The following is a 23,813-nucleotide window of genomic DNA, read 5'->3' as shown; positions in this document are numbered from 1 at the left end:
GATGTCCGACCAACTCAAGCGCATCGTCATCATCGGTGCTACTTCTTCCATGGCCGAGCACTGCGCGCGGTTGTGGGTCACCGGCCAGCGCGTCGACCTGACCCTGGTCGGCCGCGATGCCGACCGCACCGAGCGGGTGGCCGCCGATCTGCGCGTGCGCAGCGCCGGCTCGACGGTGCGGGTGCTGGCCGCAGGTTTCAGCGATCCGGCCGGGATCGGCGCGCTGGTCGACGCCATCGTTGCCGACGGCATGCCGCAGCAGGTGCTGATCGCCCACGGCACGCTGCCGGACCAGCAGCAATGCCAGCGCGAGCTGGTGCTGGCGGCCGAGGCGCTGGACGTCAACGCGGTGTCGCCGGCGCTGTTCGCCGAAGCGTTCGCCGGCCATATGGAGCCGCACGGCGGCGTGATCACCATCATCGGCTCGGTGGCCGGCGAGCGCGGCCGCCGCTCCAACTACATCTATGGCGCCGCCAAGGGCCTGGTGACGCGTTATGCGCAAGGCCTGCAGCACCGCATGGCGGGCAGCGGCAGTGCGCTCAAGGTGGTGCTGGTCAAGCCGGGACCGACGGCCACGCCGATGACCGCCCACCTGGCGGCCCGCGGGCTGGCACCGGTGGAATCGGTGGCCCGGCTGATCGTCGACGGTTCGGCGGCCGGCAAACCGGTGATTTACGCCCCGGGCAAATGGGCGCTGATCATGCTGGTCATCCGCAATCTGCCCGCTGTTGTTTTCAATAAAATGAATATCTGAGCCATGAACCAAGTACCCCCCCGTTTTTCCCCGCTACCGGCGATACTGCTGTTCCTGCTGCTGTTTGGACTGATGGCATGGACCAGTTGGCCGCAGATCATGGCGGTCAACGTCGAGATCGGCGATTTCGCCGCCAACTCGGTGCTGATCCAGGATGCCAAATCGCTGCACCTTATTTATGGCAACTACTCGCGCGTAGGCTTCAACCACCCCGGCCCGGCCATCCTGTACGTGCTGGCGGCAGGCGAACTGGTGTTCCATGACTGGCTGCGCCTGGTGCCGTCGCCGCTGTCGGGACAGCTGCTGGCCGTGACCCTGTACAACGCCGCCTGGATTACCGTGGTGTTTGCGCTGATGCGCCGCATTGCCGGTTCCACTGCGGCGGCGGTGCTGTTCGTGTCGGTATTCCTGCTGGCGGCAGCGTTGTGCGACTGGCGCGTGTTCGACGGCATGTGGTTCCCGCACCTGTATTTCTTCCCGTTCGCCGTGTTGCTGCTGGCCGCCTCGCGCCTGCTGTACGGACGCACCGACATGCTGGTGGCGCTGGGCGTGGCCACCGGTTTCCTGATCAATGGGCATGTCTCGTTTGTCGCCATCATCGGCATCATGCTGGTGGTGATGGTCACGGCTAACTATCTGCTGTCGCGCCGTCATTCCGAGACGCCACGAATCGCCAGCAAGCAATGGTTCCGCAGCAACGGCCGCGCGCTGCTGGTGTTCGGCGGCATCGTGCTGCTGTTCCTGGTGCCATTCATCATCGCCAACCTGATTGATCGGCCGACGCCGGTGCAGCAGTATTTGCGCTTTGGCCGCGGCAACAAAGGCAACACCGCGATGCAGGCGCTCACGTATGTCGGCGTCTACTGGGGCCAGGGCGCGGCGCTGGTGAGCGGGCTGGCACTGGCGGTGCTCAACTACTTCGGCAGCGCCGCAGTTGGCGGTCGCGTGGGCCAGCTTGGCAAGTCGCTGACGGCAGTGTTTCTGGCCGCCAGTGTCGCAGTGCTGTACTACGCCAAGGCCGGCGTGGACATGCTCGACCAGACCTATATCGCGCTGTTCTACTACAACGTGCCATGCATGGTGGCCAGTGCTGCCGTGCTGTTTTGCTATTTGATCTGGCAGTGGCGCCACAAGCACGTGGCCGCAACGGTGCTGGTGTTGCTGTGCGGGCTGGGCGTTTACCAGAAGATCAAGACGCCGCCCGAGTACATCGCCCATTACCGCCAGCCGGCGGTCCAGGAGGCGTACGAGGCGCTGGTCAAACTGCGTCCCGCGCAGGGCCGCATCGTGCTGGACCTGGAGAATGGCCCGGGCTGGGGCGATCTGTGGGTGCACATGACCGGTATTACCGCCTACGCCAAGCGCAAGGGCGACGACCTGTTCTGCATCAATGAGCAGTGGCATATTTCCTTTAGCAAGCCGGTGCGCTGTCGTTCCGAGGAACTGGCCTCGCCCGCGCACTTCCGCGTCACCAACAGCGGTCCTGCAGACAAGGTTGGCGTGCCGCCCGTGTACAGCGCCATGGGACTGTCGTTCCACCGCTATACGCCGCCGGGCCTGCTAGTCCGGGAGACGGTGACTGTCAAGGACAAGCCGGAACGCTTTACCCGCACGCAGTTGGCCTCCGGATGGTCCGGCGTCGGCACTGGCGACGAGTTCGTCTGGTCGGACGATAACGAGGCAGTGCTGGCGCTGCGCGCCTCTCCCGAGCAGAGCGGAGTAGTGGTGCTGGACCTGATGGCCTTCCTGCCCACCCCGGACGCGACCCAGCAGGTGACGGTGTACGTCAACGGACAACCCGCCGGCGACGTTCGTTTCAACCAAGCCCAGCAGCGCAAGCGGGTACCGGTGGCCTACAACGCCCGCCCCGGCGAAGCGCTGCTCATCACCCTCAAAATCGCCAACCCCATGTCGCCCAAGGCCTATGGCATGTCGCAAGACAACCGCGACCTGGGCGTGGCGCTGTATGGTTACCAAAGCTAAAGACTTCGCATGACTGACCTGACTATCGACCGCGATCTCAAGATCGTTCTCCCCGGCGGTGCCGGACTGGTAGGACAAAACCTGGTGGCGCGCCTGAAAGCGCGCGGCTACCGCAACCTGGTGGTGCTCGACAAGCACCGCGCCAATCTCGACGTGCTGCGCAAGGTTCAGCCCAACATCACGGTCGAGTACGCGGACCTGGCCGAGCCGGGCGACTGGGCGCGCCACTTCACCGACGGTGCAGTGGTGGTGATGCTACAAGCCCAGATCGGCGGCAACGATTGGCAGGACTTCGTGCGTAACAACATCGACGCCACCCGCCATCAACTCGACCTGATCAGGCAGCATCCCAATACCCGTCTGGTGGCGATCAGCTCATCGGTAGTGGTGTCGGTGGCCGATGACTTCTACACCCGCAGCAAGCGCACCCAGGAAGAAATGGTACTGGCCAGCGGCATCTCTTGCCCGATCCTGCGTCCGACGCTGATGTACGGCTGGTTCGACCGCAAACACCTGGGCTGGCTGTCGCGCTTCATGCAAAAAGTGCCGGTGTTCCCGATTCCGGGCCATGGCCGCTATATGCGCCAGCCGCTGTATGTGGGCGACTTCAGCAACGTCATCATGGCCTGCATCGAGAACCCACAACTGAACGGTGTCCACAATATCAGCGGTCACGAGGAAGTCGACTACATCGACATCATTCGCGAGATCAAGCGTGTGACCCACGCGCGCACCCCGATCGTCAAGATCCCTTACAAGCTGTTCTACGGCCTGATCTGGTTATGGGGCAAATTCGACAGCAATCCGCCGTTCACCACCCAGCAGCTGTCTGCGCTGATCGCGCGCGACAGCTTCGAGGTGACCGACTGGCCAGGCCTGTTTGGCGTCAGGAGCACGCCATTTGCGCAGGCCATCGATGAGACCTTCAACGATCCCAAATACAGCAAAGTCATCCTGGAGTTTTGAATATGAAGCAACGCATAGCCGTCCTTGGTGCCGGTCCGATGGGCCTGGCGGTCGCCTACCAGCTGGCGCGCGACGGCCACATTCCGGTGGTGTACGAGGCCGATGACCGGGTGGGCGGCATGGCCGCACACTTCGATTTTTCCGGCACGTCGATCGAACGCTATTACCACTTCCACGCCATTTCCGACCACGCCTTCCTGAAGGTGCTGGACGAACTGGGACTGGCGTCCAAGATGCACTGGGTGGCCACCAAGATGGGCTACTGGTACCAGAACCGACTGCAGGCCTGGGGCAATCCGGTGGCGCTGCTCAAGTTCAAGGGGCTAAGTTTCCCCGCCAAGTTCCGCTACGGCCTGCACGCTTTCCTGTCGACCAAGCGCAACGACTGGAAGCCGCTCGACCGCGTGGACGCCAGCGACTGGATCAAGAACGCGGTCGGCGCGGAGGCCTGGGAGGTGCTGTGGCGCCGCCTGTTCGATTACAAATTCTACGATTACAGCGACAACCTGTCGGCGGCATGGATCTGGAGCCGCATCCGCCGTATCGGTCGGTCGCGTACCAGCTTGATGAAGGAAAAGCTGGGCTACCTCGATGGTGGTTCGGCCACGGTGCTTGAAGCCATGCGCGCCGACATCGTCAAGCACGGCGGCGAGCTGCGTCTGAAGACCCCGGCGACGAAGGTTGTCATCGCGGGCGGCAAGGTGACCGGGGTGGAAGCGGCCGGCGAGTTCGATGCGTTCGACAAGGTCATCAGCACCATTCCGCTGCCGTACGTGCCGCGCGTGATGCCCGACCTGCCGCCGGAGTTGCTGCAGGCGTACGCGTCGAAGAAGAACATCGCGGTTGTCTGCGTGATCGCCAAACTGCACCGCGCCGTCACCGACAATTTCTGGCTCAACACCAACGATGACGAAATGGATATTCCCGGACTGGTGGAATACACCAACCTGCGTCCGATGGGCAATGAGCACATCGTCTATGTGCCGTTCTACATTCCGGGCGAACACCCCAAGTATGCCGAGCCGGACCAGGCGTTCATGGACAAAGTGAAGCGCTACCTGAAGAAGATCAACCCGTCGCTCAGCGACGCCGACTTCATCGACATGCGCGCCAGCCGCTACCGCTATGCCCAGCCGATCTGCGAGCCCGGCTATCTGGACCGCCTGCCGCCGGCCCGGCTGCCGGTGGGCGGCCTGTGGGTGGCCGATACCTCGTACTATTATCCGGAAGACCGCGGCATCTCCGAGAGCATCGACTTCGGCCGCAAGATGGCCAGGGAAGCGGGCGCGTGATCGGCAACTTTCTGTCGCGCCAGTTCCTGGTGTTCCTGGTGACTGGCGGCACCGCCGCTGCAGTCAACTTCGGTTCGCGCATCGTCTACAACCAGTGGATGGCGTTCTCGCCGGCGGTGGTCTGTGCCTACATTACCGGCATGATCACCGCGTTCGTGCTGGCCAAGTTGTTCGTCTTCAAGGACAGCAAGCAATCGGTGCACCGCGCCGCTGGTTTCTTTATCCTGGTCAACCTGGTGGCGGTGGCGCAGACCTGGCTCATCAGCGTCGGCCTGCTACGCTACGTGTTGCCGCAGCTCGGTGTTACCCATTTTGCGCCCGAAATTGCGCACGGGGTCGGCGTGGTCGTGCCTGTGTTTACCAGTTACCTGGGCCACAAGCACTTTTCGTTTCGCTGATACTGCAGCGCCCACTCCATCATTCGTTGCCAGCTGCGGCAGGCGCGAGCATACGATGCCAGTGCTGGCCGCCTAGCAGGCGTAGCAATTGTTCGGTACTGGCTTGCCAGGTCAGCCATGGCATCGCCTTTGACTGCGGGGCGCTGCCGGCCGCATGCAAGGTCAGCCATTGCTGCAGGGCGCCGGCCAGCGCGGCGGGCTCGGTGCCGCTGAAATAATAAGCATGGTCGCCGCCCACTTCCTGGAACACCGGCAGGTCGCGCGCGATGATGGGCAGGCCGTGCTGGGCCGCTTCGATCAGCGGCAGGCCGAAGCCTTCGCCGATCGACGGCGCCACCAGTGCCGAGCAGGACTGGTACAACTTGCCCAGCATTTCGTCGGACACGCCGGCTAGCCAGAACAGCCGGCGATCACGCTCGGCGTGTTGCTGCAACTGCTGCACCAGCGCGTCGACCATCCAGCCCTGCTTGCCGACCACCACCAGGTTGACATCCACTCCCTGGCGCCACAGCAGCTCGACGGCGGCCAGCGCCTGGGCCTGGCCCTTGCGCGGTTCCAGCGTACCCACCAGCAGCAGGCTGGGGCGGGCATTGACGGCGGCCAGCACCTGCGCGGCATTGGCAGGCAAGCCCTTGCTCGGGGCGCTGGCGTCGAGGTCGGCGCCAAGGTGGAAATAGCCGAGCTGTAAGGCATCGCGGCGCTGGCGACCGGGGCGCGCCGCCAGCCAGTCGTGCAGTTCGTCGGCCACCGCGCGCGAAATGCACAGCGCACCATCTGCCACGGCGGCGATGGTGTCGAGGTAGGCGGAAAAATAGGTCTCGGTGCCGACCGGGAAAACTTGCGGCTTGAGCACCGGCAGCAGGTCGTACACCACGAAGTAGATGCCGACGCCACGGCGGCGCATGTCGAGCAGCCGCTCCTGGTTCTGAGCGGTGCCGTTGGTGTACAGGTCGAGGCCGAGGAAGCGGTCGCCGGCGCGCAACTCCAGCGGCGCATCTTCAAGCGCCATGGGCGCGCAGCCCAGCATGCGCAGGGTGTGGGCGCGGGCGTAGCGATACGGCCGGTTGCCACCGTCGCAGTACACCGGTTCGACCCGAAAGCCAGGCGGCGGCGATTCGATCAGGCGCAGCAGGATGCTGCGCACCACGCGCTGGATGCCGGTCTTGAGATCGGTCTCCACCAGCGCCGAGATATCGACGAACAACTGGCGTGGCGCCTGCGGCAGGCGGTTGGCGGCAATCGCTTGCGCCGTGTCCATCAGCGCTCCTGCCGGCGCCGGCCCCAATGCCTGCAAGGAGTTCACCAGCGCCGCGTAGTGGCGGGCCGGGCTGTGTTGATGCAGGGTTTCAAAGGCGGCGCGGAAGCGTGGTCCCACCTGCTGCGGCGCATGGTGGGCCGCCATGTAGGCGCGCGCGCGCGTGGAAAGCGTGGCGCGCACGGCCGCGCCGGTGGTTGGCGCATGCAGCTGCGCCAGCGCGCCGGCCAGGGCATTCACATCGCAGTCGTCGGGCAGTTGCAGCAGCACGTCCGTCGGCACATCGGTGTTGGCGCCGTGGGCATTGACCACCGTGGGCACGCCGTACAGCAGGCAGTCGAGCACCGAGGCCGAGGTCTCGCCGCGCGTATGGCTACGCAGCTGGACGGCGGCATCGGCAGCCGCCAGATAGGTGGCGTACTGGCCGGCATCGACAAAACCGGTGATGCGGACACGGCTGCCGGCGCCGGCAATCTTCTGCGCGATGGTGCGGCCGTACTGCTCGGGGTCGGGCGCGCCGACAAACACCAGCTGGCAGCGCGGATCGGCCGCCAGCGGGCTGGCCAGGAAGGCTTCGAGCAGCAGGTCGTTGCGCTTGGTGACGCCCATCATGCCAAAGCTGCATACCAGGAAATCGTCGTCGGCCAGGCCCAGCGCAGCGCGCGCTGTGGCGCGGGCGCTATCGGCGTGGTAGTGCGGCGGCAGGCCGCGCAGCAGCGGCACGGTCTGCCACTGGACGGCGCTGTCGGCGCCGTACCAGTGCGCTGCCAGTCGCCGGGAAAAATCGGAGTGGACGATCACGCCGCTGGCGTGGTCCAGCACCTCCTTGTTGCAGGGGAAGGCCCAGATCGACGGATTGCGCCCCTGGCGCGCGTGCGCCAGCAGGCCGGTATGGCCGTGCGACGCATACAGGGCATTGAGGAAGGCGTGCTGGTGGCCGTTGCGCTCCATGTGGTCGAGCACGCCGCTGAGGAAGAAATCGTGCAGCACCACGATGCCGGGGTGGCGCCGCAGCAGTTCAAACAGGTGCTGGTGCACGCTGTGGTTGCCGAAGTGGTAGAGCACGCGCGCGTAGCGGTCGGCATGCTGATCGAACCAGGCGCAGTCGCGCACCGCGAAGCGCCGTGCCAGGGCTGGGTCGAGCGGACCATCGACGATCAGTTCGATCTCATAGAATTGTTCGAGCTGGGCCAGCAGCTCGACGCTGTAGTCGGCGATCCCCGAGCATTGCGGCGGCAGCGGCGACAGGAAGGCCAGCAAGGGCCTTCCTATGACCTGACCATCGGCCAGCAAGGGCTTTGCTGCTGCCTGACCGTCGGTTTTCCGGGCCGGGCGCGCGCCAGTGGCCACCAGCGCCGCCAGTACCGCCGCGCCGGTGGTTTCCCCGCTGACGTACGCCACTGGCACTGCTTGGGCATCGGCAGCGGCAGCAGCGGTCGCGCCCGCATCGGCCGGGGCGGCCGGGCCCGGAGTCCAGACCACATCGGCGCGCCAGTCCTGCAGCACGGTGGCGCGCAGCAGGTCGGCCGCGCGTGCACGCCAGGCGCCACCGCCGCGCGGCGTGTCGAGCACTTGCAGCTGGACCTGGCCGGGCGCAGCTTCCGCAGATACTGCCGATACCGCTTGCCAGGGCAGCGCCAACGCCTGGCGCAAAGCATCGGCCTGGTCGGCCTGTTCGGCCGGGGCGTTCCAGGCGTGGTGCAGTAACAGCAGCACGGTGTGGCCGGCCGCCTGCGCTTCTGCCACCACGGCCCGCACCAGTGTTACGGTGGCGGCGGCTTCGGCGGCGCCCTGCTGGCAGGCTTGTAAATCAATGGCTAGTCGCATGCTTCAATGATCGCTAAGGTGATGGGTGGGACGGGGGCGTTCGAGGTCGGCCAATACGTGGCGGGCCGACTGCGGCAGGTGGGCCAGCGCCCGCGGCACGCCGGGCGGGACGATGCCGGCGCCGTTGCCACGGACCGATGCGTACCAGGCCAGGAAGCGTTTTTCCAGCCCTGGCGCCCGGCGCAGCGCGCCAAACGCCAGGCGCCGCAGCAGCGGCATTTGCGCCAGCGCCATCAATACGCGCCGGGGCGCCGGCACCAGCAAGGTGCGCAGCTGGCCGTCCTGGCGCAGACGGCCTGCCAGGCGCAGCGGCTTGGTCACGCGCCACGACGTGCTGGCATGAACGGCATGGAGGCTCGCTTCGAGATCCTGCGCCCAGGCGGCGGTCTCGCGCCGGCTGATTTCGGCGGCGTCGGCGTGCTGCTGCACGGTAGCGCTGGCCGCGCGCGCTCGTTCCAGATCCCGGGCAGCAGCTACCCCGGCCAGCGCCAGCTGGTTTTGCAGCTCGTCGATGGCGCGCCACGCCTCGGCCAGGTAATGGCTGACGTAACCGTCGAGGACGTTGGGCGGCACCGCCAGCAGCGGCAGCAGGTGGGCCTGTTCATCGGCCACGTAGTATCGGTTCAGGCCGTCGAAGAAAGCGAACTGGTAGCAGCAGGACAGGACCAGGTGTTCCCAGTGCTCGTGATTGGTGACTGTACTGTTGGGCAAGGTCGCCTCGACCACCACGATCCACGGCCGCCAGCGGCGCAGATCCATGCCGCGCAATACTTCGGCTTCGAAACCTTCGACGTCGATCTTGAGGAAATGGATGGTGGCCGGTGCGTGCTCGGCGCAAATGCCGGCCAAGGTGCGCATCGGCACTTCGGTCTCGACCACGGCGATGCCGTCGGCGCGGTGCGCCTGGGCGGTGGCGGCGTCGGTCGAAGCCCAACCGTTGATGGCGGGCGTGTCGAACAGCGTGATGCTGCCGTCGGTCGCGCCGCAGGCCAGCGCCAGGTTGATGTCGCGCGGCCGGGCGCGCTGTAAAACCTCGCGGTACGCCGGCATCGGCTCGATGTTGATGCCGCGCCAGCCGGCGTCGTAGAACAGCTTGGTGATCGAGCCTTCCTGCGGGTCGTTGGCGCCCACATCGATATAGAAGCCGTCTTGCACCGCACCCAGCGCGCGCCATAGCAGCACGTCCTCGGCGTTTTGCGCATACGAGATCAGGGGCATGCGGCCTCCCGGCGCAGGACGGAGCGCACCGAACGGCGCGCAGTGAAGTCAGAATAAGTCACGGTTTGCTTTCTCGATTTCATGACACCCGCTCGCAGTCGAACCGTGGCGCCAGGTTGGTCATGCCGGCCCAGCGGATCGCTGCTGTGTTGGGCAGCACCGTGAAGGCGCTGACCTCGTGCAGGTAGTTGAGCACTTCGTGGAAGCTGCCCTCATCATAGCCGCCGTTGCTGAAACCCACGGTCAGGGTGTACTGCTCCGGCGCCAGAGTCATGCCGAAACTAAAACTGGCCGACAGTACCTGGCCGGCGTCCACCGGTCCCGGGAACTGGCCCATGCAATACGAATTGGTTTCGAACAACACCACGCCGTGGCGGTTGCGGATCTTGAAGCCGATATGCGGATCGTCGAGCGCGCGGTGGACGCGGTAGTCGATGCGCAGCCGTACCTGTTGATCGGAAATGATGGTGGCCAACGGCGCGCCGCCGGCATCGACAAAGGCGGCGCCCAGGCAGTCGGTAGTAGTGGTAACGATGCTGCCGGCGCTGCCGGCCAGCACCGGCGCGCCAGCTACGCGTTGCAGGTCGTCCGCAGCCGATGCCGGTTGGGCATTCACCGGGGCGGCGCCGGCGGCATGGTCGAACCGCGCAGCGGCCGGTAGGTTGACCTGTGGGTCGGCCGATATGGCGGCCGTCGTGTCGGCCACTGCATCGGCCGGTGCGTGGCCCAGCAGCTCGGCCTGGTAACGGTCAGCAGCGGTGCGCGGAGCGCCGTCGAAGGCCAGTCGGCCCTGGCGGATATACAGCGCGCGGTCGCAGATGTCCATCACCGTGCCCATGCTGTGCGAGACGAACAGCAACGTCGTGCCGGCCGCCGTGAAGCCACGGATGCGGTCGAAACATTTTTGCTGAAAGAACACGTCACCGACCGCCAGCGCCTCGTCGACGATCAGGATGTCGGGCCGCTCGCAGGTGGCCACGCTGAACGCCAGGCGCATCTGCATGCCGCTCGAATACACGCGCACCGGCTGGTCGATGTAGTCGCCGATGCCGGCAAATGCCTCGATCTCGGGCATCAGCGCGGTGATGCGGTCGGCGTCCAGGCCCATCAACTGGCCGGCCATGAGCACGTTCTGACGGCCGGTAAAATCGGGGTGAAAACCCAGGCCCAGTTCCAGCAAGGCCGCCACCCGGCCATGCGTGGCCACGCTGCCCACGGTGGGCAGGGTGGTGCCGGTGATCAGTTTCAACAGCGTGCTCTTGCCGGCGCCGTTGATGCCGATCAGCGCCACCGCTTCGCCGGCGGCAATATGAAAATCGATGTCCTGCAAGATCCAGTGGGCACGATGACGCGGGCCGCGCCATGGCAGCAGCCACTCGGCCAGGCGCGCCCAGCGCGTCGGATATTGCTTATAGGCCTTGCCCAGACCGGTAACGGTAATGGCTCCCATCACAGCTCGTCCACCATTTCGCCGGCGCGCTTGCGGAACAGCCGCAGGCCCAGCACGCACAGCACCAGCGCGCACAGCGCGGCCGGCAGCAGGCCGGCCCAGTCGGGTGCGCGGCCGTGCAGCAGCACGTCCTGGAACCCGCCCGTCACCGCTGCCATGGGATTGAACACCAGCCAGTCGCGCAGCGCGGGCGGCAAGATCGCGGCCGGGTACACCACCGGTGTCAACCAGAACCAGAACTGGATGAAGATCTGGAAAAACTGGCCGACGTCGCGGAAGAACACATTGAGCACGCCCAGCACCAGGCCCAGGCCGATCGCCAGCGCCACTTCCAGCACCAGCAGCGGCAGCAGCAGTGCGAACACGGCGCCGGGGAACTGGCCCGATACCAGCAGGAAGACGGTGAACAGGCCGAAAATAATCGCGAAGTTGACCAGCGCGTTGCTGGCCACGATGGCCGGCAGGCAGATGCGCGGGAAGTTGGCCTTTTTAAGCAGGTTGGCGTTGTCGATGAACATGTTCTGCGCGCGCGTGACGATCTCGGCGAACAGGCCCCACGACAGGATGCCGGCGCACAGGTAGATGCTGTAGCCGAAGCGGCTGACCTCGCCTGGCAGCTTGCTCTGCATTACCTGCGAGAAAATCACGGTATAGACCACGATCATCGCCAGCGGGTTGAGCAAGGTCCAGGCGGCACCGAGCATGGTGTTGCGGTAACGGGCCTGAAAGTCGCGCTGGACACTACCCCCGATGAAGCCACGGCTGTGCCACAGCGCACGCAGCATGACGCTCATGAAAACATGGCGCCGGCGCAAGGCGGCAGCAGCAGTGGTGGAGGGGCGACGACCATAGGAGTCCTGCAATAATGATCGAAAGATTATATAGCAGCCAGTTGCCAGCTTAATATGTTGTAACAGCTTGTTACGCGCTGTAACTAAATCTCCGGGAAGGGGCTGATCACGGTCCCAACCACTGCCAACTCAGTTGCAATTGGGTATCGTCGTACTGGAAAATCGAGATGTTTTCGCGGTTGTGAATGCGCCGCGCTTCGAGCACCAGGTTGTGGCTCTTGCTCAACGGGTAGGTATAGGCGCCGCGTAACATATGCGCTTGCTGGCGCCGGGTCTCGTCGATCAGGCCCTCCGCATAGGCGCTGGCGCTGCGCCAGGTCTGGCGCGTATAACCAAGCTCGCCCGTGCCGGCGCCAAGCAGTTGCCGGTATTGCAGCGACAGGCTGTTGCCGTGGCGGTTGCCGCCGGGACGCTGTTCGGCGGCCTTGTCGTCGAGCAGGCCGAAGCTGGCGCTGGCGTACTGGTTGCCGCTGCGCCAGGTCAGCTGGCTGCGCACTTCGCCGGTGGTGCCGCGAAAATTGTCGAGGGTCTGGTAATCGACGTGGGTCACGCCCGTGTGCAGCGACAGTTGCAGGGTCTTGGGCAACGGCAGCGGCGGCATCAACTGCGCTTGCAGCTGGAGCTGGCGCTGGTACAACTGGCTGCCCAGCGTGGCGTAGCCGACGGTGGCGGTGGTGCGCAGTTTCCAGCGTTTGATGCGCCACGGCGTGTCGATGCCGGCGAATAGCGAATAGCTGTCGTAGTCGTGCAGGCTGTCGTGGCGGCGGCCCTGGAATTGCACGAAGCCCTGGGTGCCGTTGGGCGTGAGGTCGCGGATATAGTCGGCCGACAGCGCCGTGTACTGGTCGCGCCGGGGCAAAAAGTCGGGCAGCAGCACCAGGCCGTCGCCGCCGTCCACCGGCTGGTACGTTGCGCTGTTGGCGCCCTGGTTGACGTTGCGGCTCAGGCCGCGTCCGACCGAGACGCTGTACAACGGCCGCGGTTGCCAGCCGGCGCAGCCGCCGGCGCGGGCCTGGGCGATCAGTTCGCGGATTTCCGGTGGTGGTGCAAAGCGCTGTTCGATGGCCTGGAACAGGCGCTCGGCCTCGGCCATGTTGCCCAGGTCGCAGCGCACCAGCGCCAAATCGAGCCAGGCGCCCGCGTGCAGCGGCTCCTGGGCGATCACGCGTTCGAGGGCGTCGGTGGCGTCGTCGCGGCGGCCTTCGGCGATCGACCGCAGGGCGTCGCGGTACAGGTCCTGCACCAGGTCCGCAGTCTGGGCGCGGGCAGCGCCGCCTGCCACGGCCAGCAGGACCAGCGCGCAGATCGCCAGCGGGGCGGTTTTCGACAGCGGTTGGTGGAGGAAGCCTGGCAGTGTCATCGATGGGTAAATACTGGCCGCCCCGGAATCGGCGCAATGGTCGGGCAGTATAACGTACCTGCCTGGAATTGCCGAATCGACGGTCACGGCTGGTTACAAGGATTGATACAAAGTGTAACGACTGTCTTGTCAGAAATTAATTTCGGTAAAATACGTGTCATGGCGTACGTCCGAGATCCGGGCGTACGCATCATCCACCGGAATTCCATCATGGCGCGTCAACTCACCTTCATTATCGCGGCGCTGCTGGCAGCGCAGGCGCATGCCGCCGAGCCGGGACAAATCGTGTTTGTCGCCGGCCAGGCCGAGGTGGAAGGCGATGCCGCCCGCGTTGGCGCGACGGTCCAGGACGGCGACCGCTTGCGCACCGGTGGCGACGGCTACCTGTATATCCGCACGGCCGATCAGCGCCTGGTGATCGTGCGGCCCGAAACCGAAGCGCGTTTCGCTCGCGAAATGAGCACTACGGCTACGCAGGGAAACCTGGGCACGCCTGCGTTCAATACTGCCAATCTTGCTAACCTCGCCAATACCGCTGGTCCGGCCGACGCCCGGGTTGAGTTGTCGGCCATGGCCGGCACCATGGTGGCCACCGGTGTCAACCCCGACCTCGACGCCCGCAAGAGTGGCGACCTGCAAGCCAAGTTGCCGCAGTTCGGCGCCACCGGCAATGTGCGCCCACCCGACCTGGCCGCCCAGCCGCAAGTGGTCAGCTGGGGGCGCTGGGAAAAAGTCATCGACCGCGCGCCCAACGCCACCCTCGAGAATTTGTCCGGGGCCGTCGCGACCAGCGGCACCCGGCGCCTGGCCGCCAACGAGGTCTATGTGCTGTTCCGTGGCGAAGACGGTACGCCGTACGTGACGCCGGCGCGCGGCAGCGCCGGCTTCGCCCTGGCTGCCAGCGAAGCCTACGTGCGCGACGCCGGCACCGGCCAGCGCACGGCCGCCAGCCTGTCCGACGGTCGCCTGACGGTCGATTTCGCCAAGGCCACTTTTGCCACCAGTGTCAATGTACGCGACCAGGACGCCAGCTACCGGCTGTCCGCCGCTGGCCAGTTGAGCAAGGATGGCCAGTTCGGCAGCGTCACCCGTACCGCGCAGCCGGGTACAATGCAGGTCAATGGCGCGCTGGGCGGTAATGGCGGCGCGACTTACCTGTTCGAAGGCGCGCTGACCCCTACCAGGACCGTTTCCGGCGTGGCAACCTGGCGTACGACGACTACCCGTTAAGCTTCCGTATCCACTGGCGGCCCCGTCTTTCCCAGGAAAGCGGGGCCGTTGTGCGTCAAATTGTGCCAATTTCCAACAGATGCCCCCAGTAAATTGAGGCTGGAAGCAGCTATGGCGGCCCGTGTGGGAAATTGTGAATTTTCAGGGAATTTTGTGAGCGATAATGGCCCCGCCGATCCAGTGGAGTTGATTCGTCACAACTTATCCCATAATGAAAAACAAATTCTCTCCGCCCAGTAACGAAATCACCGACGTCCTCTCCACGCTCAAGCGCGCCTTTTTCACGGTGGGCGCGTTCAGCGCCATCACCAACCTGCTGATGCTGGCGCCGTCGCTCTACATGTTGCAAGTCTATGACCGCGTGCTGACCAGCCGCAACGAGACCACCTTGCTGATGCTCACGGTAATGATCCTGGGCGCCTACCTGATGATCAGCGTGCTTGAACTGGTGCGCAGCTTCATCCTGGTGCGCGTCGGCGCCCGCTTCGACATGGAACTCAACAAGCGGGTGTACACCGCCGCCTTCGAGCAGAATCTGCGGCGCACAGGCGGCAACGCCGGCCAGGCCTTGAGCGATCTGACCAATATCCGCCAGTTCCTGACCGGTAGCGCGCTGTTCGCGTTTTTCGACGCGCCGTGGTTCCCGATCTACCTGGTCGTGATTTTCATTTTCGAGCCGGGCCTGGGCGTGTTTGCGCTGTGCGGCACGGCGATCCTGGTGGCGCTGGCCTTCCTCAACGAGCGGGTGTCGAAAAAGCCGCTGGCCGAGGCCAATACCCTGTCGATCGCCTCGGCCTCGCTGGCGACCAACAACCTGCGCAATGCCGAAGTGATCGAGTCGATGGGCATGCTGCCCAACCTGATGGGTCGCTGGTTCAAGCTGCACGGCAAATTCCTGCACTTGCAGGGCGAGGCCAGCGAAAAGGCGGGACTGGTGGCGGCCGCCACCAAGTTCGTGCAGATCGCGCTGCAATCGCTGGTGCTTGGCTACGGCGCCTTGCTGGTATTGGAAAACAAGATCACGCCGGGCATGATGATTGCCGCCTCGATCCTGCTGGGCCGCGCGCTGGCGCCGGTGCAGCAGGTGATCGCGGTATGGAAGACCTATGCCGGCGCGCGCAGCTCGTATGGCCGGCTGCTCGAGCTGCTCGACGGTAATCCGGCGCGCAAGGCGGGCATGCCGTTGCCCAAGCCTACCGGCACGCTGACGGTGGAAGGCGTGAGCGCCGTCGCTCCTGGCGGCCAGCTGACCTTGCTGCGCGGTGTGTCGTTCGGCCTGATGCCTGGCGACGTGGTCGGCGTGATCGGCCCCAGCGGCTCGGGCAAGACCACGCTGGCGCGCCTGCTGGTGGGCGTATGGCCGGCCGCGCTGGGCAAGGTGCGCCTCGATGGCGCCGACATCTATCAATGGAACAAGGCCGAGCTGGGCCCACACCTCGGTTACCTGCCGCAGGATATCGAACTGTTTGCCGGCACCGTGGGCGAGAACATCGCCCGCTTCGGCGAGGTGGCGGCCGACAAGGTGGTGCTGGCGGCGCAGCGCGCCGGCGTACACGACATGATCCTGCGCCTGCCGCAAGGCTACGACACCCCGCTCGGTGATGGCGGCGCCGGCCTGTCCGGCGGCCAGAAGCAGCGCCTGGGCCTGGCGCGCGCCATGTATGGCGACCCCGCCGTGCTGGTGCTCGATGAACCGAACTCCAACCTCGACGACGCCGGCGAGCATGCCTTGCTGGCGGCCGTGAACGATCTGCGCGCACGCGGCAAGACCATCGTGCTGATCACCCACCGCACCAGCGCCATCGGCATCACCAACAAGTTGCTGCTGCTGCGCGACGGCGCGGTCGAAATGTTCGGCCCGACCAAGCAGGTGCTGCAGGCGCTGCAAGAGAAAAACCAGAAACAGATGCAGGCGCATGCGCAGGCCCAGCAGCCAAGCGCCCCGGCGCAGCCGCAACCGCCAGTACCAGCCGCGCCGGCGCCCGCCCAGGAGCAACCATGAAATTATTGAATTCGGAATCGAAGGCGCTGGCCTCCGACGTGGTCAGCCACGATGTGTCGCCCCTGACCGTGCACACGGACGCCAGCGGCTACGGCAAGCTGGGCTGGCTGGTGGTGCTGCTGGGCGTGGGCGGCTTCTTCCTGTGGGCCACGCTGGCGCCGCTGGAAAAGGGCGTGCCGATGCCGGGCACGGTGGCCAAGGAAGGCAACCGCAAGACCATCCAGCACCAGAACGGCGGCATCGTCAACGAAATCCTGGTGCAGGACGGCGATATCGTCAAGGCTGGCCAGCTGCTGGTACGGATGAGCGACATCGCACCGAAGTCGCAGGTGGAAGTGGCGCGCGTGCAGTACCTGGCCGCGCGCGCGGCCGAGGCGCGCCTAGTGGCCGAGCGCGACGGCAAGGCCATCGCGTTCCCGGCGTCGCTGCAAGCATACAAGGCGGACCCGCGCACGGCCGAAGTATTCGAAGTCCAGCAGCAGTTGAAAAGCGCACGCGAGTCGGCGCTCAAAAATGAGCTGGCGGCGGTTGATGAAAACATCGCCGGCCTGCGCGCCCAGACCCGGGGCCTGGAAGAGTCGCGCGAATCCAAGGTGCAGCAACTGGCGTTCCTCAAGGAGCAGGTCGAGAACATGCGCGACCTGGCCAAGGAGGGCTATATCGCCCGTTCGCGCCTGCTGGAAGTGGAGCGCACCTACGCCCAGGTCAACGGCGCCATCTCTGAAGACATCGGCAACATCAGCCGGGGCCAGCGCCAGGTGCTGGAATTGTCGTTGCGCCGCGTGCAGCGCACCCAGGAATACCAGAAGGAAGTGCGCTCTGCTCTGTACGACGCCCAGAAAGAAGCGGACGCCCTCGCAGGCCGCATGCTCTCGCTCGACTACGACCTGGCCAACGCCGAAATCCGCGCGCCGGTGGGCGGCATCGTGGTAGGCCTGAACGTGTTTACGCGGGGCGGCGTGGTGGCCCCCGGCGCGCGCCTGCTCGACATTGTGCCGGCTGACGACGGCCTGGTGGTGGAAGGGCTGCTGCCGGTCAACCTGATCGACCGCGTGCACACCAAGCTGCCGGTGGAGCTGATTTTTTCGGCCTTCAACTCGAACCGCACGCCGCACATCGACGGCGTGGTGGAACACGTGGCGGCCGACCGCGCGGTCGATGAGCGCACCGGCGCGGCCACCTACAAGGTGCGGGTAAAGGTGACGCCGGCCGGCACCCGCATGATCGCCCAGCACCGCATGGACGTGCGGCCCGGCATGCCGGTGGAGATTTTTGTGAAGACCGGCGAGCGCACCATGATGAATTACCTGTTGAAACCGGTGATCGACCGCGCCAAAACCTCGCTGTCGGAGGACTGAGTGAAGCCTGTCGCTCCAACGATTTTCATTTTGACCTTGCTGCACGCGGGCAGCGCCCACGCCATCAGCCTGATGCAGGCGTACCAGTCGGCGCTGCAAAACGACCCGACCTACCGCGCCGCCACCCACGAGTATGCCTCGGGCATCGAAAGCGAAGTGCTGGGTCGCTCGGCCTTGATGCCCAGCGTGTCGGCCAGCTATTCCAACAGCCGGGTAGAGGCCGACGTGGTGTACATCACCAATGGCATCGAAACGCCGTCGCGCGAACTCGAGTACCGCAGCAAGTCGGCGGTGGTGCAGGTGCGCCAGCCCGTGTTCAGCCTGGAAGCGATCGCGCGCTACCACCAGGGGCTGTGGCAGACCGACTACGCCACGGCGGTGTTTGCGTCGCGCAAGCAGGAGCTGATCCTGCGCCTGGCCGGTTCCTATACCGAGGCGCTGTTTGCCAACACCCAGTTGCGCCTGGCCGAAGTGCAGCGCGACGTCTATCTCGAGCAGCGCGCGGTCAACAACCGCCTGTTCGAAAAAGGCGAGGGCACCAGGACCGACATGCTGGAAACCGAGGCCCGGCTCGACCTGGCCGAAGCGCAGGTGCTCGAAGCGCAGGACAATGTGCAAACCACGCTGGCCGCGCTGTCGGCCATCGTCGGCCAGGAAGTCCACGCGGTCGATGACGTGGCGGCCGAATTCCGCCTGGCGCCCGATGCGGCGATCCGCTTCGACGAGTGGCGCGACATCGCGCTGCGCCAGAATCCCGACATCATCGCCATGCAGTTCGCGGTGGCGTCGTCGCGCGAGGAAATCAACAAGGCCCGCGCCGGCCACACGCCACGGGTGGACCTGGTGGCCAGCTACGCCAAGAACAATTCGGACACGCTCAACACCCTGAACCAGGATTCGAAACAGAAGTCGATCGGCTTCCAGATCAATGTGCCGCTGTATTCCGGCGGCGCGGTGAGCGCGGGCACGCGCCAGGCGGTGGCCGCCACCGAAAAGGCCAAGGCCGACCAGCAGGCGACGACCGACAAGGTATTGGTGGAATTGCGCAAGCAGCACGCGGTGGTGGTTTCCAGCGTGGCGCGGCTGCGCGCGCTGGACAAGGCAGTGGCATCGGGCGCCATGCTGGTGACGGCTACCGAGCAAAGCATCAAGGGTGGCGTACGCATCAACCTCGACCTGCTCAACGCCCAGCAGCAGCTGTACACGAGCCGGCGCGACCAGGCGCAAGCGCGGTACAGCTATTTGCTGGCGATGCTGAAGTTGCGGGCGGCGGCCGGTGTGCTCGATGCCGACGCCTTGCGCGAAGTGGCGGCGTATTTCCGCTGATGCATCGGTTGCAATCAGCGGGGTGAACTGTTACGCCAGCGCGTAACCCTCGTGTTCATGGACGACAGCGGCAGGCGCGCTGCCCTTGCTGCCAGCGATAGGCTGGCGCGAAGCGCGCAGGCTGGCGGTGATGTCGTCGGCCAGGCCCGTCAAGGTCTCGTGGCGCTTGCGCGCTTCCGAACGCTTGCGCGACGGGATCGCCGCCAGGTCCAATTCTGCCAGTGGCAGGCAGGGCAGGCGGTAGTCGCCGTCGGCGCGCGGCGTGGCGTCCAGTTCCTGCCACAGCGCGTCGTAGTCGGCATGCACCTTGCCCTGGCGTAAAGAGCGGCACACGGTGCGGTTGGCATTGCCCACCAGGCGCAGTTCGACGCAACCGAGCACGACACCGATCTGGCCCAGCAGCTTGATCATCATGTTTTTGGGGCGCAGGCCGTGCAGTTCGCGGGTGGCGTCCTTGATCACTTGCAGGCCGTGGTCGCCGCGCGGGCCTTGCATGCAGCCGACGCCGAGCACCATGCCGCGCTCACCCTGGTGGAACGAGAACGCGCAGTTGTAGATCACTTCATCTTCCTGCACCAACTGCAGGACCAGTTCGCCTTCGCGCTCCATCGGCTCGACCGCCGCCAATTGGATATGATAAGGCAGGCCGTTCTTGCCGGTCACGCGCGCCAGCACCACCTTGTCTTTCGACGCCAGCGCCGTCAGCGGACCCAGGCCCTGGCGCAGGATGAAGCGGTAGTGTTCGCTCAACAGGGTGAGGCGGGCTTTGTAACCCATGGTATTACTGAAGTAGGGGCGGAACACCTTGTAGACCATGCGCGGATGGTCCGCGACCAGGTCGGAAAACAATGGCGCCGAGTTCAGCAATTGCAACCAGCCCTCGACCGCTTCGCGGTGCAGCAGCGCGCGCGCGGACAGTTTGATGGTCTCGCGCAAGCGGCGCAGCCCGGTCAGGCCTACCGTGCCTGAGTGCAATGTGATCGACATCATGTTTCCTTGTGGTATGCGCGGTGTTCATACCGCAAGGAACCGATGGTAGGCCTGCACTTCGGGGCTGACAATTGGGGCGCCAGCGTAAGGGGGTTCCCGCATGTCGAACGAGACTGCGCGGGGCCATGTGAGGGGCGGAAACAGGTGTTGCTAAGGGTAACCCTTAGTTGTAAAAAGCGCTGCGCGTTGATGGGCGGCGAGGCATAATGCTACAATACGATACAAATCTTTACATTATGTCCTGGTCGCGGTCCGCGTTTTCCCTTCGCTCTTTGCAGTTTCCAGCCTTTATTGCGCTGTACTTGCTGTTCGACTGGGCCACCTATATCGACCCTTTGTACGGTCTCAACATCACGCCCTGGAATCCCGATCCGTCGCTGGGACTGGTGTTTTGGCTGCGCCATGGCTGGCGCGCGGCGCTGCCCTGGTTTATCGCGTTGACGCTTGGCGAAATCCTGGTACGCGGCATGCCGGCCGGCTTGCTGCTGACGGTGCTGCTGTCGGTGTGGCTCACCGTGGGCTACGGACTGATGGGCGAAGCGCTGCGCCGTACCTTCGGCAGCGACGGCCTGTTCGACAGCCGGGGGCGCCTGTTCCAGTGGGTGGCGATCGTGGCCGTGGGTTCGCTGCTCAACGACCTCGTGTATATCAGCCTGCTGTCCGCCACCGGCCTGATCCCGGCCGGCAACTGGAGCACGGCAGTGCTGCGCTTTGGCATCGGCGACATGGTGGGGGTGGTGGTGTCGATGCCGCTGATCTGGATGCTGGCCAGCGCACCGACCCGTCAGCGCTTGCGTGATACGGTGTGGAACCTGGAAACATTGGGCTACCTGGCGCTGGCGATCGGCGTGCTGTATTTGGTGTTTGGCAGCATCGCGACGTCGGAATTCAAGGATTTCTATTTCCTGTTCCTGCCGGTGGTGTGGGCGGCCTCGCGGCAGGGCTTGTATGGTACGGCACTGATGGTGTTCGTGCTGCAGGCGGGCATCGGTGCGCTGGTCAAGCTCAACCACGCCGGCGATATCGCCGTGCACGAGTTGCAAATGCTCGACGTGGTGCTGGCGCTGGTGGGCTTTTCGATCGGCATCGTGGTCGATGAATTGCGCCAGGTGTCGAGCGACTTGAAGCAGTCGTTGCGGCTGGCGGCGGCCGGCGAAATGGCGGCCGCCCTGGCGCACGAACTGAACCAGCCGCTGACCGCGCTGGGGACTTACGGCAAGGCCTGCGAATTCCTGCTCGAACGGGGCGAGAGCGGCGCCATGCTCAAGAGCGTGGTGCAGCGCATGATCGCCGAGTCGAGCCGGGCTGCCGAAGTGGTGCGGCGCCTGCGCGATTTTTTCCGCACCGGCGCCATGAAGCTCGAGGCGGTTGATGCGCGCCACCTGGTGGCGGGCGTGAGCCAGCAGTTCATGGCGCAGTTGCGCGAGCGCGAAGTGGTGCTCAATATCGAGGCGGTGCCGGCCTTGCAGGTGCAGGTGGACCGGCTGCAGGTCGAGCTGGTGCTGCGCAACCTGCTGGCCAATGCACTGGAAGCGGTGCAGGAACAGCCGGCCGGCGCGCGCCGCATCACGGTGTCGGGCTGGCGGGTGGATGCAGCAGGCAAGGGCGGGCGCGGCGCCAGGGGCCGCCAGGCATCGGAGCGGCGCGCCTGCCTGCACTTGATGATCGAGGACAGCGGCAAGGGCGTGTCGCAGGCATTGGCCGCGCGCCTGTTCGAGCCGTTCGTCTCGTCCAAGGCCAGCGGACTGGGACTGGGCCTGGTGCTGAGCCGGGCCATCATGGAGGCCCACGGCGGTGCACTGTGGGCCGAGGTTGGAGACAAGGGAATATTTAAAATGGCGCTGCCGTTGGCACGCGCCGAGGAGCCAGAGCATCATGTCGCTGCATAATCCGGACGCGTTCGAACAAAGCGCCCACAACCTGACCGTCTACATCGTCGATGACGACCCGTCCGTGCGCGACGCACTGGGGTTGCTGTTGGGCGTGCGCGGTTACCGTACTGCCGTGTTTTCCAGCGGCGAAGCATTTCTGCAAACCTGGCGACCCAACTGGCGCGGTTGCCTGCTGCTCGACATCCGCATGTCGGGCATGGACGGGCTGGCCTTGCAGCAGGAACTGGCGCGGCAGGGCTGCCGCATCCCCTTCATCATCATGAGCGGCCACGGCGACGTGGGCACCGCGCGCGCCGCCTTCAAGGCCGATGCTGTCGATTTCCTGGAAAAGCCGTTCGACGACGCCAAGCTGATCGCCGCCATCGACGAAGCGCTGTCGCGCGCGCGCAGCGAACAGCACGAGCAGCAGCGCCGCAGCCGTCACGCCAGCCTGCTGGGCGAACTGACGCCGCGCGAACGCGAAGTGATGGACCTGGTGGTATTGGGCCGCCACAACCGTGAAATCGGCCCGGCCCTCGGTATCAGCGTGCGCACGGTGGAAGTCCACAAAGCCCGCCTGATGGCCAAGCTGGGCGTGGACAATGTCGCCGACCTGGTCCGCATCAGCATGCTCGAAAACGAGAGCTGACCGAACCGTTGTCGCTTATTCGGCCTTGAAGCAGGCCGGGCAGGATTTTTCGTACACATACTCCGGCGCCAGTTGCTGGCGCGGGGTGACCACGGCGCGGCACACGAAGCATTGCACGGTTTCGGTCGGCTGCAGCTGCGGGTTGAGCGCGGTGCGGTAGTCGAATACGAAGCAGTCGCCCGTGTAGTGGGCGCCGCCCACTTCCTCGAAGTATTTCAGGATGCCACCTTCGAGCTGGTACACATTGTCGTAGCCGATATTCTGCATGTGGATCGCGGCCTTTTCGCAGCGGATGCCGCCGGTGCAGAAGGTCACCACGGTCTTGCCTTCGAAGTCGTCCTTGTGGGCGGCGATCAGGTCTGGGAACTCGGTGAATTTCTTGATGCGGTAATCGACCGTGTGGTCGAACGTGCCCACGTCCACTTCGAAATCGTTGCGGGTATCGACCATCACCACCGGCTTGCCTTGGTCATCGACGCCGTTGTCGAGCCAGCGCTTGAGCGTGTGCGCCTCGACGAACGGCGCGCGGCCTTCTTCCGGCTTGATCAGCGGCATGCGCATGGTGATGATTTCTTTTTTGATCTTGACCAGCATGCGCTTGTGCGACTGCTCGGAAGACAAACTCTCTTTCACTTCCAGGTCGGCAAAGCGGGCATCGCTGCGCACCCACGCCAGGAATTCGTCGATGTTGGCGCGCGGGCCGGAAAGGAACATATTGATGCCTTCCGGGGTCAACAGGATGGTGCCCTTGAGGCCCAGGCGCGCGCAGATGTCCTGGTATTGCGGCCGCATCGCTTCGGTATCGTCGAAGGTGATGAATTTGTAGGCAGCGATATTGACGTGGGGAGCGAGATCGGTAGCGACAGCGGCAGCGGCGACAGGAGCGCCAGCATGCGCCTCAGCTTGTAAAGCAGTATTAGCGGACATGGTGGTTATCGATCGGTTCAGGATCAAAAAAGAGGGAAGGCGACATTATACGCAAAATGCCGGACGACAAGCATAGGCGCCGCCCGGGCCAAGGCGTTGCGCGGTA

At 65.0% G+C, this 23,813-nt stretch carries 18 protein-coding genes; 11 read left to right on the top strand and 7 right to left on the bottom strand.

What is annotated here, in order from left to right; all coding sequences use genetic code 11:
* The first annotated feature begins 1 nt into the window (after position 1).
* Genes F8197_RS11280 through F8197_RS11260 form a run of 5 tightly spaced genes read left to right on the top strand, consistent with a single transcriptional unit; the run spans position 2 to position 5,393 of the window.
* Entirely contained in the window at positions 2 to 754 is a 753-nt protein-coding gene (locus F8197_RS11280; protein WP_152881883.1) for an SDR family NAD(P)-dependent oxidoreductase, read from the top strand.
* 3 nt (positions 755 to 757) lie between these two features.
* Entirely contained in the window at positions 758 to 2,737 is a 1,980-nt protein-coding gene (locus F8197_RS11275; RefSeq protein ID WP_152881882.1) for a hypothetical protein, read from the top strand.
* A gap of 9 nt (positions 2,738 to 2,746) precedes the next feature.
* Entirely contained in the window at positions 2,747 to 3,703 is a 957-nt protein-coding gene (locus F8197_RS11270) for an NAD(P)-dependent oxidoreductase (protein ID WP_152881881.1), read from the top strand.
* Positions 3,704 to 3,705: 2 nt separating this feature from the next.
* A complete protein-coding gene (locus F8197_RS11265) occupies positions 3,706 to 4,995 on the top strand; it encodes an NAD(P)/FAD-dependent oxidoreductase (RefSeq protein WP_152881880.1) in 1,290 nt (429 codons plus the stop codon).
* Positions 4,992 to 5,393 (top strand): GtrA family protein, encoded by a 402-nt coding sequence (locus F8197_RS11260; RefSeq protein ID WP_373996843.1) that lies wholly within the window; start codon positions 4,992 to 4,994, stop codon positions 5,391 to 5,393. Before F8197_RS11265 ends, F8197_RS11260 begins: the two co-directional genes overlap by 4 nt.
* Positions 5,394 to 5,412: 19 nt before the next feature.
* Here F8197_RS11260 and F8197_RS11255 read toward each other — a convergent pair whose 3' ends face one another.
* The 5 genes from F8197_RS11255 to F8197_RS11235 form a co-directional block, all read right to left on the bottom strand.
* Positions 5,413 to 8,475 (bottom strand): glycosyltransferase, encoded by a 3,063-nt coding sequence (locus tag F8197_RS11255; protein WP_152881879.1) that lies wholly within the window; start codon positions 8,473 to 8,475, stop codon positions 5,413 to 5,415.
* Positions 8,476 to 8,478: 3 nt separating this feature from the next.
* Positions 8,479 to 9,693 carry an FkbM family methyltransferase gene (locus F8197_RS11250; protein WP_152881878.1) on the bottom strand — a complete coding sequence of 405 codons (1,215 nt, stop codon included), beginning with the start codon at positions 9,691 to 9,693 and terminating at the stop codon, positions 8,479 to 8,481.
* A gap of 79 nt (positions 9,694 to 9,772) precedes the next feature.
* Positions 9,773 to 11,143 carry an ABC transporter ATP-binding protein gene (locus F8197_RS11245; protein WP_152881877.1) on the bottom strand — a complete coding sequence of 457 codons (1,371 nt, stop codon included), beginning with the start codon at positions 11,141 to 11,143 and terminating at the stop codon, positions 9,773 to 9,775.
* Positions 11,143 to 11,937, bottom strand: a complete 795-nt coding sequence (locus tag F8197_RS11240; RefSeq protein WP_152881876.1) for an ABC transporter permease — start codon at positions 11,935 to 11,937, stop codon at positions 11,143 to 11,145. The genes F8197_RS11245 and F8197_RS11240 overlap by 1 nt, the downstream gene beginning before the upstream one ends.
* Before the next feature lie 163 nt (positions 11,938 to 12,100).
* Positions 12,101 to 13,354: a tetratricopeptide repeat protein gene (locus F8197_RS11235; protein WP_152881875.1), complete on the bottom strand. Its 1,254-nt coding sequence runs from the start codon at positions 13,352 to 13,354 to the stop codon at positions 12,101 to 12,103.
* Positions 13,355 to 13,564: 210 nt separating this feature from the next.
* Between F8197_RS11235 and F8197_RS11230 the strand changes: the two genes are divergently transcribed.
* The 4 genes from F8197_RS11230 to F8197_RS11215 all read left to right on the top strand — a co-directional run bounded on the left by F8197_RS11230 (position 13,565) and on the right by F8197_RS11215 (position 19,270).
* The gene (locus F8197_RS11230; RefSeq protein WP_152881874.1) at positions 13,565 to 14,584 is read left to right on the top strand and encodes a hypothetical protein; all 1,020 of its coding nucleotides are present in this window, start codon (positions 13,565 to 13,567) and stop codon (positions 14,582 to 14,584) included.
* 211 nt (positions 14,585 to 14,795) lie between these two features.
* Positions 14,796 to 16,586: a type I secretion system permease/ATPase gene (locus F8197_RS11225; protein WP_152881873.1), complete on the top strand. Its 1,791-nt coding sequence runs from the start codon at positions 14,796 to 14,798 to the stop codon at positions 16,584 to 16,586.
* Positions 16,583 to 17,944: an HlyD family type I secretion periplasmic adaptor subunit gene (locus F8197_RS11220; RefSeq protein WP_152881872.1), complete on the top strand. Its 1,362-nt coding sequence runs from the start codon at positions 16,583 to 16,585 to the stop codon at positions 17,942 to 17,944. The genes F8197_RS11225 and F8197_RS11220 overlap by 4 nt, the downstream gene beginning before the upstream one ends.
* Complete coding sequence (locus tag F8197_RS11215; RefSeq protein WP_373996842.1) at positions 17,945 to 19,270, top strand: TolC family outer membrane protein; 1,326 nt, start codon at positions 17,945 to 17,947, stop codon at positions 19,268 to 19,270.
* Positions 19,271 to 19,300: 30 nt separating this feature from the next.
* Here the strand turns inward: F8197_RS11215 and F8197_RS11210 are convergent, their stop codons facing one another.
* Positions 19,301 to 20,257 (bottom strand): VirK/YbjX family protein, encoded by a 957-nt coding sequence (locus tag F8197_RS11210; RefSeq protein ID WP_152881871.1) that lies wholly within the window; start codon positions 20,255 to 20,257, stop codon positions 19,301 to 19,303.
* Between the two features lie 209 nt (positions 20,258 to 20,466).
* Between F8197_RS11210 and F8197_RS11205 the strand changes: the two genes are divergently transcribed.
* Together F8197_RS11205 and F8197_RS11200 are read left to right on the top strand one after the other, a co-directional pair.
* Positions 20,467 to 22,149, top strand: a complete 1,683-nt coding sequence (locus F8197_RS11205) for an ATP-binding protein (protein ID WP_373996841.1) — start codon at positions 20,467 to 20,469, stop codon at positions 22,147 to 22,149.
* Entirely contained in the window at positions 22,136 to 22,780 is a 645-nt protein-coding gene (locus F8197_RS11200; RefSeq protein WP_056141357.1) for a response regulator transcription factor, read from the top strand. Before F8197_RS11205 ends, F8197_RS11200 begins: the two co-directional genes overlap by 14 nt.
* Positions 22,781 to 22,795: 15 nt before the next feature.
* Here F8197_RS11200 and F8197_RS11195 read toward each other — a convergent pair whose 3' ends face one another.
* Positions 22,796 to 23,707: a sulfurtransferase gene (locus F8197_RS11195; protein WP_152881869.1), complete on the bottom strand. Its 912-nt coding sequence runs from the start codon at positions 23,705 to 23,707 to the stop codon at positions 22,796 to 22,798.
* Positions 23,708 to 23,813 lie beyond the last annotated feature (106 nt).

It is taken from the genome of Duganella sp. FT27W, from assembly GCF_009295655.1.
GTDB classification, from domain to species: Bacteria; Pseudomonadota; Gammaproteobacteria; order Burkholderiales; family Burkholderiaceae_D; genus Rugamonas; species Rugamonas zoogloeoides.
Note: the sequence above shows the minus strand (reverse complement) of the source record. Positions and strands in the feature narration are given on the sequence as shown.